The 13,378-nt window shown below is 67.7% G+C and carries 8 protein-coding genes and 3 pseudogenes; 6 read left to right on the top strand and 5 right to left on the bottom strand.

The features are described from left to right. The 5 genes and pseudogenes from IPI43_27600 to IPI43_27580 all read right to left on the bottom strand — a co-directional run bounded on the left by IPI43_27600 (position 1) and on the right by IPI43_27580 (position 6,361). Positions 1-1,240 (bottom strand): annotated as a pseudogene (locus IPI43_27600) (SAM-dependent DNA methyltransferase). 57 nt (positions 1,241-1,297) lie between these two features. Then, positions 1,298-2,524 (bottom strand): annotated as a pseudogene (locus tag IPI43_27595) (hypothetical protein). A gap of 481 nt (positions 2,525-3,005) precedes the next feature. After that, positions 3,006-3,749, bottom strand: coding sequence for a DEAD/DEAH box helicase family protein (locus IPI43_27590; GenBank protein MBK7777837.1), 744 nt, complete (start codon positions 3,747-3,749; stop codon positions 3,006-3,008). Positions 3,750-3,930: 181 nt separating this feature from the next. Continuing rightward, positions 3,931-4,548: a DUF4145 domain-containing protein gene (locus IPI43_27585; protein ID MBK7777836.1), complete on the bottom strand. Its 618-nt coding sequence runs from the start codon at positions 4,546-4,548 to the stop codon at positions 3,931-3,933. A gap of 168 nt (positions 4,549-4,716) precedes the next feature. Then, positions 4,717-6,361: pseudogene (locus tag IPI43_27580) on the bottom strand (sigma-54-dependent Fis family transcriptional regulator). A gap of 61 nt (positions 6,362-6,422) precedes the next feature. Here IPI43_27580 and IPI43_27575 point away from each other — a divergent pair. The 6 genes from IPI43_27575 to IPI43_27550 all read left to right on the top strand — a co-directional run bounded on the left by IPI43_27575 (position 6,423) and on the right by IPI43_27550 (position 13,378). Continuing rightward, positions 6,423-8,051 (top strand): hypothetical protein, encoded by a 1,629-nt coding sequence (locus IPI43_27575; GenBank protein MBK7777835.1) that lies wholly within the window; start codon positions 6,423-6,425, stop codon positions 8,049-8,051. A gap of 30 nt (positions 8,052-8,081) precedes the next feature. Continuing rightward, on the top strand, positions 8,082-9,152 hold the full coding sequence (locus IPI43_27570) for a hypothetical protein (protein ID MBK7777834.1): 1,071 nt from the start codon (positions 8,082-8,084) through the stop codon (positions 9,150-9,152). Between the two features lie 274 nt (positions 9,153-9,426). Continuing rightward, positions 9,427-10,872 (top strand): serine/threonine protein kinase, encoded by a 1,446-nt coding sequence (locus IPI43_27565; protein ID MBK7777833.1) that lies wholly within the window; start codon positions 9,427-9,429, stop codon positions 10,870-10,872. Beyond that, positions 10,869-11,909, top strand: coding sequence for a LysM peptidoglycan-binding domain-containing protein (locus IPI43_27560; GenBank protein ID MBK7777832.1), 1,041 nt, complete (start codon positions 10,869-10,871; stop codon positions 11,907-11,909). The genes IPI43_27565 and IPI43_27560 overlap by 4 nt, the downstream gene beginning before the upstream one ends. Positions 11,910-11,918: 9 nt before the next feature. Next, positions 11,919-12,626, top strand: a complete 708-nt coding sequence (locus IPI43_27555) for a glycosyltransferase family 2 protein (GenBank protein MBK7777831.1) — start codon at positions 11,919-11,921, stop codon at positions 12,624-12,626. Beyond that, positions 12,623-13,378 (top strand): glycosyltransferase, encoded by a 756-nt coding sequence (locus tag IPI43_27550; GenBank protein MBK7777830.1) that lies wholly within the window; start codon positions 12,623-12,625, stop codon positions 13,376-13,378. Before IPI43_27555 ends, IPI43_27550 begins: the two co-directional genes overlap by 4 nt.

Genomic DNA, 13,378 nt, shown 5'->3' with positions numbered 1-13,378 from the left:
CGCTTGTCGTCGAGAGAGAAGCCGTCCGCCTGGACGTCGTAGAAGAAGACGTGGTCGGTCTTGCCGCCCTTGGAGAAGACCAAGATCGCAGTCGAGACGCCCGCGTAGGGCTTGAACACCCCCGGAGGCAGCGAGATGACCGCCTCGAGCTGGTGGCTCTTCACCAGCAGTGTGCGCAGCGCGGTGTGCGCCTTGCTCGACCCGAAGAGCACGCCGTCGGGCACGATGGTCGCGCTGCGCCCGCCCTTCTTGAGCATGCGCAGGACGAGCGCGACGAAGAGCAGCTCGGTCTTCTTGGTCTTCACCGCCTGCGTCAGCGTCGGGTGGACGTCGCCCTCGTCGAGGCTGCCCTTGAACGGCGGGTTCGCGAGGATGACGTCGAAGCCGCCGGTGGCCTGCTTGCCGAACTTCTCCGGGAACGAGTTTGACAGCGTGTCCTGGTAGTGGATGTCGGGGTTGTCGACGCCGTGGAGCATCAGGTTCATCGACGCGATGCGGAGCATGGTCGCGTCGAAGTCGAAGCCGTGGAACATGCCGCTCTGGATGTGCGCGCGATAGGGCTCGAGCAGGTCACCGGTGTAGATGGTCTCGCCGCTCTCGCCCTTCACCTTACCCTTTGCGAGGTGTGCTGCTCCTGGAGGTACTGGAGCGCGCCGACGAGGAAGCCCGCCGTGCCGCACGCGGGGTCGCCGATCGTCTCGGTGGGCTTGGGCTCCAAGAGCTCCACCATGAAGCGGATGATGTGGCGGGGCGTGCGGAACTGGCCGTTGATGCCCGCCGTCGTGAGCTTGCTCAGCAGGTACTCGTAGAGGTCGCCCTTCGCGTCGCCGTCGGTGATCGGCAGCTTGTCGATCATGTTCACCGCCGAGACCAAGAGGCTCGGCTTCTGGATCATGAGCTGCGCGTCCTGCATGTACTCGGCGAAGGTCGTGCCGCCGTTCAGCTTGCGGAAGTGCGGGAACACCTCGTCGCGCACCACGCGCAAGAGCTCGGCGGCGTCCTTCTGCTTGAAGTTCTTCCAGCGGCGCGGATCGTTCGGGCCAGTGAACCGGCCCTTGAACGGCTTCTTGGTGCGCTCTGCGCGCCGCTCGCCGGTCGTCTCCATCACGTCGAGCAGGCGCGCGAACATGAGGAACGAGATCTGCTCGATGACGGTGAGCGGGTTGGTGATGCCGCCGGTCCAGAACTCGGTCCAGAGCTTGTCGATGTCGCTCTTCTGCTGTGTCGTCAGGGTGCTCATGATGCTTGGCTCGCGGGCGGGCGATCGCTTGGGGTCGCGCGCTTGTTCGAAGACGCTGAGGATGGCGAGCAGCTCATCGACGTCTCCGGGATGGGGGAAGATGCCGTCCATGCTCTCCGCGTGGATGGTCGTGAATGGCGGCTCGTACAGCCGCTCGAGCTCGATGCCGCCGTTCTGGGCGATGTGGTTCTGCAGCACCTGGAGGAAGCGCAGCTGCTGCGCCGACAGCGACGGGTGCTTGTGGACGAAGCCAGTGAAGGCCTTCTCGACCGCCGGCGTCGAGCCCGACGAGGCCCGGAAGACCGTCAGCAGCGACCGCCGCGTCTCCGGGTCGTGCCCAGCGAGGTGCTTGACGTTGGCCTTGTCGTCAACCTGGAGCACGAGCGTGGCCAGCTCTTCGAGCTCGCTCTCCTGCACCGGCTTGCCCGCGCGGATGCGCGCAAGGACGGGGTTCTCCGCGAAGTGCTCGCGAGCACGCGCTCGACGCGCGAACGGTACTCGACGAGGTCGAGGCCCTCGAGGCGTGGGATGTATGCCTCCGTGACGTAGCCGTCGTCGGTCACGTCGAAGATCGGCGGCTCCACGCGCGTGGTCGTGGGCAACTGCTGGTACTTCATGATGCCGCGCAGCTCGCTCCTGAGCCCCTTCGAGGTGCTGGACCTCGACGCTCGCCCAGAAGTCCTTGCTGCGCACCTGCTTGATGGCGTCGGCCTTGGCCTTCACCGGGTTCTGGTTCTTGGCCAGGAGCTCGACGGCCTCGACGACGCGGCCCGGAGATCCTGCACCCTGGGCGCGGTGGGCCCACCCTTGAGCAGGTCGACCTGCAAGCGCGTCATGAGCAGGTCGAAGCGGTAGGCGTCTTCGTCGCCGCGAATGCTCCGCAGGTGCTGGAGCGGCGCGACCATGGAGAGGAGGTCGGCCTTGGTAGCGGCCGCGAAGTGATGGACGCGGTCGCCATCGGCGAGCTGCGTCAGCTCCTTCCACTTGTCGCGGGCGTCGATGGCGTTCGTGTCTCGCACCGCGCGGATGTCGCCCAGGACCTGCTGCTCCGCGATCGCGATGGCGACCTCGTCCATCTTGTCGATGGCCGTCTGGAGCAGCTCCACGCGCGCCTCGAAGAGGTGCTGGAGCAGCGACTTCTGCGGCGCCGGCTGCGCCTCCTTGTACTTCTCGTCGAAGAACCAGAAGTTCTGCCAGTGGTCGAAGATGAGGAACTCGGTCTTGTCCTTTCCGGGCCCGAACAGGTCTTTGCGCAGGCGCGTGCCGCGGCCGATCATCTGCCAGAACTTCACGTACGACTTCACCGGCTTGGCGAAGACCAGGTTCACCACCTCGGGCACGTCGATGCCGGTGTCGAGCATGTCGACCGAGATGGCGATGGTCAGCTCGTTGGCGGGATTCTTGAAGTCGTCGATGAGCTGCTCGGCCTTCGGCTCCTGGTTGTCGATGACGCGGCAGAACACGGAGCCGTACTGAGGGTACATCTCGCTGAAGACCCTGGCCAGGTGGACCGCGTGCTGGTGGTTCCGGGCGAAGACGATGGTCTTGCCGACGTGGGTGCCGGTGCCCTCGCGAATGCCGTCCTCCATCAGCGAGCGCCAGATGGCGCGCGTGGTGTCCTTGTTGAAGAAATACTTGTCGAGGTCTTCGCTGTCGTAGTCGACGGCCTGCGCTTGTGGGTCCTGGTCCTCGAGCTGGTCGCGCTGCTCCTCGGTCATCTGCCGGTACTGGATCCCGTCGCGCGAGAACTTGGTGCTCACCTGCATCACCCGGAACGGCACGAGGTAGGCGGCTTCGACTCGATGGCCTGCTGGAAGTCGAAGGCCGAGGTCGGGTCGCCGTTCTCGCAGGCGAACAGCTCGTACGTGTTGCGCTCGATGAACTTCACCGGCGTCGCGGTGAGGCCGACCTCCAGCGCATCGAAGTACTGGAAGAGCGAGCGGAACTTCTTGTAGATGCTGCGGTGCGACTCGTCGGCGATGATGAGGTCGAAGAAGCCGACGTCGAAGTCCTCGTAGCACTTCATCATCGCCGGGTAGGTGGCGAGGTAGATGCGCTTGTCGCGATCGTTGGCCGTCGCGGCGCCGACGACGACGCGCGGCTCGCCGGGCAGGAACTCCTTGAAGACGCGGTCGGCCTGGCGGCGCAGCTCCTTGCGGTCGCAGAGGAAGAGGATGCGCTTGACCCAGCCCGCGCGCATCAGCACGTCGCAGAGCGAGATGGCGACGCGGGTCTTGCCCGTGCCGGTGGCCTGCACCACGAGGGCTTTGCGGAACTTGCTCTCGAAGCGCTCGGTGACGCGCTTGACCGCCTCGAGCTGGTACATGCGGTTGGCGATCGCGAGGTTCGGCTCGATGTGGGCGAGCGCCTTCTTGCCGACGCGCTGGTGGACGAGGTACTCGAGGCTGTCCTTCGAGTAGAAGCCGTAGACCTTCCGGTACGGGTATTTCTGCGCGTCGTCCCACAGGAACACGTCGATACCGTTCGTGAAGAAGACAACGGGGCGCACGCCGGTCGCCTTCTCGAGCCGTCGGCGTACTGGCGCGCCTGCTCGCCTCCTGCGCGCGCATCCTTCGCGGTCTTCTTCGCCTCGATGACCCCGAGCGGCTTGCCGTCGTCGCCGTAGAGCACGTAGTCGGCGAAGCCATCGCCGCTCGGCGTCGGGAGGCCCGCGAGCTTCAGCTCCTGCTTCACCTGCTCGGTATTCTTGCCATCGATGCCGACGTTCCATCCGGCGGCGAGCAGGGCTTGGTCGATGAGGCGGCGACGGGTGGTGTGCCTCGTTGAACTGAGGAGCGACCTGGCGACCTCCTGGAGCCCTGGTCCTTCCGGCGTTCTCTTGCTCGGTCGCGTGGCCTCTGTTGCGGTGCGCTCCGCCTCGAGCCGCCTTCGGGTCTCTTCGTCGAGCTGCTTGAGCACTGCCTCGTACTTCGCCTCGGCGAGCCGCAGCTTCTCGAGAGCGTCCTTCGTCTTCGCGCCGCTGTTCGGCACGGGGGGCGGAGGCACGTACGTTCGGGGCCGCGTCGAGTTCGCCGCCGGTCGACCTGGACGAGGAACCAGCGCGCGATGTCGAAGAGCTGCGTCAAGCACTCGAGCGAGAGCTGGCTGGTGATGGGGCGCCGTGGGTGCGCGGCGTGGTTGCCGGCCTTGCGCACGGCGTGGAGCTTGTTCTGCACGACCTCGGGCACCGCCTGCCGGAAGGCGGTCTCGTTCATCAGGTCGTTCAGGTTGTCGGAGTACGGCGGCCGTAGGCGGTAGCTCTCGTAGATGGCCGCGACGACGTGCTCGACGAAGCTGCGCTGCTTGATGAGCGAGCTCGCGGGGTCCTCGTGGGCGTAGCGCTCGGCGAAAGCCCGCGAGGTCCGCGAGCACCGCGCGCTTCGCCCGCAGGAACTCGAAGTTCTGGGACTTCATGTGCGGGACCTCCTCCTGGAGTGCGTTGGGGCATGCCGAGGCCATCTTCAAGGTTCGTGCCATCAGCCCTGCACCTCGTAGCTCTTCAGCCAGTTCGTCAACGTCTGGTAGCTCGGCAGGCCCACCAGCTCCGTCGCCTTCGTCTTGTTGCCCTTCGCCTCATCCATCGCGCGCACGAGGTAATGTTGCGCGACTTCTTTCAACAAGTCTCGCAAGTCGAAGCCTCCGCCAAGGGGCCGACCGAGCACGTCCCGTCGCGTATTGGTGGCCACGGGAAGCAAGGCTTCGCGCACGTCCTCCGACGAGATGGAGGCCCCCTCGCTCCAAATGGCGGCGCGGCGCAGGGTATTGCCCAGCTCGCGCACGTTGCCCGGCCATGGGTGCGCCAGAAGAAGATTTCTTGCGCCAGAGGAAAGCTTCTTCTCCTTGAAGCCGGGCTCGCTCTGGGCCTCGCGGTTCACCTGGACGAGCAGGTGGTCGATGAGCATGCCCATGTCGCCCTGGCGCTCGCGGAGTGGGGGGATTTTCAAGACGGCCACAGCTAGCCGGTAGAAGAGATCTTCCCGGAAGCGACCCGAGGCGATCTCCTCGGTCAGCGTGCGGTTGGTGGCGGCGACGATGCGCACGTCGACCTTCACGGGCTTGCTCTCGCCGAGGGGCACGATCTCGCCCTCCTGAACGGCTCTCAGCAGCTTTACCTGGGCCGCTCCAGGCAGCTCGCCCACCTCGTCGAGGAAGAGGGTGCCGCCGTCGGCCTGCTCGAACTGCCCGGCGGCGGTGGACCCCGCGCCGGTGAAGGCGCCCTTCTCGTGGCCGAAGAGCTCCGACTCGACCAGCTCGGGGGGAATGGCGCCACAGTTGACGGCGACGAACGCCCTGTCGCGGCGGGGGCTGGCCCGGTGGATGGCTCGGGCGAGCAGCTCCTTTCCGGTGCCCGACTCGCCCTCGATGAGCACCGGCACGCTGCGGACAGCCACGCGGCGGGTGCGCTCGATGAGCCGACTCATCACGCGGCTCTTGTGGACGATGTCCGCGAACTCCGGGCGCCTCGGGCGGCGCGCCGGCGGCTACTTGTTTCAGGCGCTCGTCCTGCTCTCGGAGCAGATCGGGCAGGAACTCGGCCGAAAGGTCGAAGGGCACCGAGGCGGTGCGGACACCATGTTCTCGCGACGACTCGATGAGCTCGGCAGGGAAGCGGGTCTTGCCGAGGATGATCCAAACCGCCGCCATCGCGGGCGTGCCGGGCGACAGGTGAAAGGAGAGCTGCACGTCCTTGGTCTTGCCGAGGGCGTGCTCCACGCCGCGCACGGCGGCCTCGTAGATCTCGCCGAAGTTGGTCGGGCCCGAGAGCTTGTGCGGCAGCATCTCGATGCGCGTCCTCGTGCGGCCCTTGAGCCACTTGAGGTAGGGCTGGACGAGGCTGTCCTCATAGTCCGAGAGGAGGAGGGCCTCATCGAAGTCTCTGCTGGTGAGCGCTTGCGCGATCGGCCCCTGGCCCACCGACTCACTCTCGGTGGGCGCTCGGAGGTCGGTCTTGCCGAGCCAGGCGACGAGGACGTTGCGCACCTGCGGAATGTACAAGAACACTTGCGATACAACAAGATTACTTGTCACCGCTGCGAGCCCGAATCCCTGAAAAACACCCGATCCTGACCGCGCGGGACGGGTTCCAGCCACTTGGCCCGCCGGCTGCAATGGGCCCGGCATTATGAAGAACAGCAATCGCCTTGAGCCCCTCTCTGTCTCCGTTCTATTCGCCACCGAGGAGGTGGCCCTCGACCTGCGCGATCGCCGTCCGGACAGCATCGCCCTGTTCGGCGATCTCGACGAGCCCGCGCGCGACCAGCTCGCGCACGACGCGTGGGCCATCGGCCTCCGTGCGCTCTCCAACGCTCACCAGGCTGCCCAAGAGTCGAAGCTGAAGGACGTGGGGGCGGCCCTCCTCGGCGATATCGACAAGCAGCTCAAGGTCTACGTCGAGCAGCAACAGCAGACGATCGGGGCGGTGCTCACGCGCTTCTTCGACCCACAGGATGGCCAGGTCACACAGCGCCTGTCGGCGTTCGTCGACGACCAGGGTGTCCTGGCCCAGCAGCTCCAGAAGTTCCTTGGCTCTCAGGGCAGCGTGCTCGCCGAGACACTGGCGAAGCAGGTGGGCGAGACCAGCCCGCTCTTCAAGAAGCTCTCACCCACGGATAGCACCGGCCTCGTGAAGGTACTCGAAGGGCAGCTCCGCATGGTCATGGGCGAGGGCCACGCCGAGCTGGTGCGGGCGCTTGATCCACTCGCGGATGACGGCGCTGTGGCGCGCTTCCTCAAGAGCCTGCGCGAGGAGCTGAAGGGTGCCGACGAGGATCGCCAGAAGCAGCTTTCGGCGGCCCTCGCCGCGCTCGACGTCAATGACGAGCGGTCCCTCCTCAGCCGCCTCGTGCGCGAGACGGAGCGCTCGCGCCGCGCAGTCTTGTCCGCCGTGAACCCCGAAGACCCCGCCTCACCGATGGCGATGCTGAAGGCCAGCCTGTCGAGGTTGCTGCTGGAGCAGTCGACCTCGCAGCTCGCCCTGGTGAAGCGTCAGGAGGAGCGGCAGGTGCAGTTCGAGAAGGAGGTGCGGGAGGCGCTGGTGCGCATCGAGACCAAGCGCACGCAGGAGCTGAAGACCCCGCGCGGTGGGCTGGTGTTCGAAGACGCGGTGATCGCCTTCGTGCGCAGCGCGACCCAGGGCGGACCGTGCGTATTCGACGCCACCGGTGCCACGTCCGGCATGGGCCGCAGCAAGAAGGGTGACGCCGTCGTGCGCTTCACCCAGGAGAGCGCGTTCGCGGGTGCGGGCGTGGTCTTCGAGGCCAAGCGCGACGCGAGCTACTCCGTTCAGAAGGCGCTTGATGAGCTGGATGCTGCCCGCAAGAACCGCGACGCGGGTGCGGGCGTCTTCGTCATGGCGCGGTCGCACGCCAATGACTTGTTCCCGCGCTTCGCCCGCTATGGCAACAACGTGCTCGTCGTGTGGGATGACCAGGACCCTTCGACGGATGCCTACCTTCACGCCGCGGTGCTGCTCGGCGTGGGTCTCGTCACGCGCACCAAGGCCGTCGGCGACGAAGGCGACATCACTGCCCTGCATGGGATCGAGAAGCGCATCGAAGACGAGCTGACGCGCCTTGAGAGGATGGAGAAGCACAGCGAGAACATCCGCAAGAACGTCGACGGCATCAGCGACGAGATCCGCAAGGCGCAGAAGAAGCTCGACCTACTGCTGCGGAACGCTCGCAGCACGCTGACTTCGCTGAACGTCGAGGTGAGCGATGAGGCCATCGAGATCGCGAGCCCGATCGCCCTACCGAATGGCTCGTTCGATGCGTCCGTATTGGAGCTTCCCAGCGGCGGTGAGGCTGCGTGAGACTGATCGAAGCGCAGGAGACCCCACGAGATGCCCAAGTTCCGCCGCGATGTTCAGCCCATGCTCGAAAGGTCGATTGACTCTCTCACCTTGGGGGTCGAACTCTTCAACCGTCCCACCGATACTGCCCGAGCGCACGCGGTCCCAATCCTGCTCCATCACGCCTTCGAACTGATGCTGAAGGCGGCGATCCTCCAGCGCGGGCGCCGCATCCACGACAAGGCCTCCCGATACACGTTTGGCTTCGACAAGTGCCTCGCAGTCGCCGAAGAGGAGCTGAGGCTGATCACGAAGGACGAGCGGGCCACCCTCTCGATCCTCGATGCGCATCGGGACACTGCCGCACACTTTTACGCGGAGATCAGCGAGGATGTGCTCTACGTCCTCGCCCAGTCGTCGGTAACCCTCTTCGACCGCCTGCTGACGTCTGCGTTCAAGGAGTCGCTCGCCGACCGCATGGCGTCCCGGGTGCTGCCGATCTCTGCACGTCCGCCGCGTGACTTGAGTCTCTTGCTCGCAGCCGAACTCACCGAGGTCGATGACCTCTTGAAGAAGGGAAAGCGTAAGGGAGCGCAGGCTGCCGCGAAGCTACGGTCTATTCTCGCGTTCGCGACCGCCGCTCGCGACGAGGCCCAGCGCGTGGCCGAGTCCGAGCTTCACGCCGTGATCGGTAAGCGCCGTCGTGGTGCCGCGTGGGACGTGATTCTCCCCGAGGTCGCGCAGCTCAAGCTGTCGACCGACGGCGCTGGCATCCCGGTGACCATGAAGATCTCGAAGCAGGGAGCCATCCCAGTCCGAATTGCGCAGGCCGGTGAGGCCGTCGAGGGCATTGTCGTCAAGCAGGAGGTGAACCTGTTCGACAAGTTCAACCTTGGACGTGATGACCTCGCCTTGAAGCTCAGTCTCACCGGGCCGCGGACCTCCGCGCTCATCATCGACCTCGAGATCTGCGACGACCCAGAGTGCTACCGGGAGATCAAGATCAAGAGCCAGGTGTGGAAGCGCTACAGCCCGAAGGCGCTGGACCGGATCCGTGATGCGATCGCGAGCGGTGTGAACGTGGACGAGGTTTGGCGACGACATCGCTGGAGGTTCACCTGAACCGGTGGCCCTCGCGGCAACGCTCGGCAGGCCGCCCTTCAACCCCTTCTACTGCCGCTGCTCTTCCAGCCACTCGATGGTCCCCGAGCACCTCGTGCATCCCCGAGAAGCTCGCGCCGCTCGCGGTTCCGTTCAACGTTGGGTCGGATGCGTTGCGCGGACTCGAAAAAGGGCTGACGCGCCGACCGATGAACCGTAACCCGCGAGGATTACTTGGGGTTGCGCCGCGCCCTCGTTGACAGGGGCGGCGTGCTTGATAGCATCCCCCCTCTTCATGTCCGACCGCATTGGCAACTACCGGGTGCTCAGCGAGGTGGGTGCCGGCGGCATGGCGGTGGTCTACAAGGCCATCCAGGAGCCGCTCGGCCGCCTCGTCGCCATCAAGGCGCTCAAGTCGACCATCGCCATGGACAGCCAGTTCGCCGTGCGCTTCGAGCGCGAGGCGCACTTCATGGCGTCCCTGCAGCACGAGAACATCCTTCACGTCGTCGACTTCGTGAAGGACGGCAACTCCATGTACATCGTCATGGAGTACGTGCAGGGCATCGACCTGTACGACCTGCTGGAGCTGTCGCCCGTGCTGCCGGCGGAAGAGGCCGCCATCGTGGCGCTGCAGATCGCGCGCGCGCTCGACTACGCGCACTTCCGCGGGATCATCCACCGCGACATCAAGCCCGCGAACATCATGCTGAGCCACCAGGGCGAAGTGAAGCTCATGGACTTCGGCATCGCGCGCGATGACAAGCTGAGCGACCTGACCGAGACGGGCACTGGCCTCGGCACGCCCAGCTACATGAGCCCCGAGCAGATCCTGGGCGACAAGCTCGACTTCCGCAGCGACATCTTCTCGGTGGGCATCGTGCTCTACCAGATGGTCACCGGGCAGAAGCCGTTCGTGGAGGACGAGTCGCGCACCGTGATGCAGAAGATCCGGCTCGACCGCTTCACGCCCCCGCGCAAGCTCAACCCCAAGGTGCCGCGCCAGCTCGAGCGCATCATGGCGCGCTGCATGGAGAAGATGCCGGCCAGCCGGTACCCCAGCACGCAGGCGCTCATCGACGACCTGGTGGAGTTCCTCGCGCCGCGCGTGCCCATCAACTACAGCGCCAAGCTGGTCATGTACCTGCGCGACGTGGGGTTCCTGACCGACGACGAGGCCGAGCGCGTGCTCGAGGCGGCCGGGCCCCGCAACATCCGGCGGCGCTCGTCGGACCCCTCGCTGCTGCGCGACGTGGGGCTGCTCAACGCCGCGCTGCTGCTGGGCGTGCTGGGCGGAGGTGCCGCCATCCAGGCGGGCAGCGCTTCGGGCGACGGCGACCCGGCCCCCATGCTGCGCGCCAGCAACAACGACGCAGCGCGGAACGGCGCCATCCGCGTGGTGGTGGACCCGTGGGCCGAGGTCTACGTGGACGGTGAGCTGGCGGTCACCACGCCCACGGCGCGCGCCATCACGCTCTCTCCGGGGCTGCACTACCTGCGCTTCACCAACCCGTACTACACCGAGGTGGAGCGCGAGGTGCGCGTGCAGACCGGGCAGACCGAGTGGCTCGACATCGTGATGACACCCCGCCATGCGTCGGTGGGTGGCGGCGCAGCCCCGCTCGGGGAAGGCAGCCCGCCGCCCGTGGGTGCGGGTGCCGAGGGCGCGCTGCCCGAAGACCAGGCAGACGAGGCCGAGGCTGAGGTCGAGGTCGAGGCTGACGTCGAGGAGACGCCATGACCCGCGCTGTCCCCCGTTGGGTGCTGATGGCTGCGCTCGCGCTCTCTGGCGTCCTGTTCAGCGCGCGGTCCGCGCAGGCCGACGACCTCTTCGCGCACGTGGTGCGGCCCGGCGACACGCTGGCTTCCATCGCGCAGCGCTACTACGGGGACCCGCGCCGCGAGTCGGTGTTGGTGACCGAGAACGGCCTCACCACACAGGGCGGCTCCGCCATCGTGGTGGGCATGCGCCTGCACATCCCGTGGGTCCGCTACCACACCGTGGCGGCCGGCGAGACCTGGCAGCAGATCGCCGACCGCTACTATGGTGACGCGCGGCGCTCGTTCGTGATCATCGAGTCCAACCGCAACGCCACGGACGCGCAGCCGGCCGAGGGCGCGGAGCTGCTCATCCCCTACCCACTGCGGCACATCACGGGGCAGGGCGACAGCGTCACGCGCGTGGCGCGGCTGTACTACCCGGACAGCGTGGCGGGCACGCGCCGGCTGCGGCGCTTCAACGGCATCCGCGGCAGCCGCCTCACGCGCGGGCAGGTGGTGCTGGTGCCGCTGCCGGACCTGCTGCTGAGTGACGAGGGGCGCCGCTTGGTGGAAGCCAGCACGGGCGCTGCGCCCAGCGACGGAGCCCAGCGCGAGCAGCAGGCCGCCATCGAGGAGCAGCTGCCGGTGCTGCGCGACCACGTGCGGCGCGGGCGCTTCACCGAGGCCGTGGTGCTGGGCAGCCGGCTGCTGGGCTCGGCGTCGGTCACGGCGTCGCAGGCGCTCAGCATCCACCGCGAGCTGGGCACCGCGTACGTGGCGCTGGACCGCACGGACCTCGCCATCGACGCCTTCGACGCGGCCTTGGCGCTCCAGCCGGACCTCGAGCTGGACGGCCTGCGCACGTCGCCCACCGTGATGCGCGCGCTCGAGGCCGCGCGCGAGCGACGCACCGCCAGCGAAGCCGCCGCGGCAGCACGCGCGGCGCGGCGCGCGGCCACGCCGGACGCCGGACCGCCGCCCCCCGCGCCCACCACCGACGCCGGGCCCACGCCGTAGCGCTCAGCCATGCGCGTGGACGTGGTCATCCCGGCGCTGAACGAAGAGGCTGCGCTGCCGCTGGTGCTCGGCGACATCCCGCGGGACCTGGTGCGGCGCGTGGTGGTGGCGGACAACGGCTCCACCGACCGCACCGCCGAGGTGGCGCGCGCGCACGATGCCGAGGTGGTGCACCAGCCCGAGCGCGGGTACGGCGCCGCTTGCCTCGCCGCACTCGAGCACCTGCGCGCCGACCCGCCCGACGTGGTGGTGTTCCTGGACGGCGACCACGCCGACGACGCCACGCAGCTGGGCCTCTTGCTGGCGCCGTTGCTGCGGGGCGAGGCTGACCTGGTGCTGGGCTCGCGCGTGGCCGGGGCCACGCATGGCGCGCTGACGCCGCAACAGCGTGTGGGCAACCGCGTGGCGTGCGTGGCGCTGCGCACGCTGTATGGCGCGCGCTACACGGACCTCGGCCCCTTCCGCGCCATCCGCTGGGACGCGCTCGCGCAGCTGAACATGGTGGACCGCAACTACGGCTGGACCGTGGAGATGCAGATCAAGGCCGCCCAGCGCGGCCTGCGGCACGTGGAGGTCCCCGTGCGCTACCGCCCGCGCGTGGGCACGTCCAAAGTGAGCGGCACCGTGCGCGGGACGCTGGGCGCCAGCTACAAGATCCTGCTGCTGCTCGGCCGCTACGCCCTGCCCGGCGCCGCCCGCGGGCACGCACCGCCATGAGCTTGCTCGTGGCGCTCTTCGCGCGCGAGCCGGTGGCGGGCCAGACCAAGACGCGGCTCATTCCCGCGCTGGGCGCCGAGGGGGCGTGCGCCCTGTACGAGGCATTCCTGGATGACGTGGCGGCTACCACCCAGCAGCTGCGCGCCCTGCACCCGGACGTGGAGCTCGCGCTGTACAGCGCCGAGGCGCAGCCGGGCCCGCAGCTGCGAGAGCGCGCGGAGCGCTGGGGCATGGGCCTCGTCCCGCAACAAGGCGAGACCCTGGGCGACCGCATGAGTCACGCGCTCTCCATGGGCATCGCCCGCTGCGGCGCGGCACTGGTGCTGGGCACCGACGTCCCCACCCTCCCGCTGCGCATCCTCCTCACTGCCCGTGAGGCGCTGCGGGCTCCGCCTGACACCGCAGACGCAACCTCGGCTGGCCCCGCGCGAGCGACGACGAGCGCGCTCTGGTGCCTGGGCCCCGCCGCAGATGGCGGCTACTTCCTGGTGGGCGCGCGCCACTCGGCACCCTCCTTCGACGCCGTCCGCATGGGCACACGACACGCGCTGACCGACACCGTGCGCGCCAACCCAGATCGCCCCGCGCAGCGCCTCGCCCCCTGGTACGACGTGGACACCCCGAGCGACCTGCGCCTCCTGAGGCTGCACCTCCGCCTCGACCCGCGAGCGGCGCCCGCCACCAGCGAACAGCTGAGCACGCGCCCACCCCCGTTCGCCGTGAACTTGGGAGTTCGCCCAGAGACTTGCTAG

It is taken from the genome of Sandaracinaceae bacterium, assembly GCA_016706685.1.
Taxonomy (GTDB): Bacteria; Myxococcota_A; Polyangia; order Polyangiales; family Houyiibacteriaceae; genus JADJJE01.
Note: the sequence above shows the minus strand (reverse complement) of the source record. Positions and strands in the feature narration are given on the sequence as shown.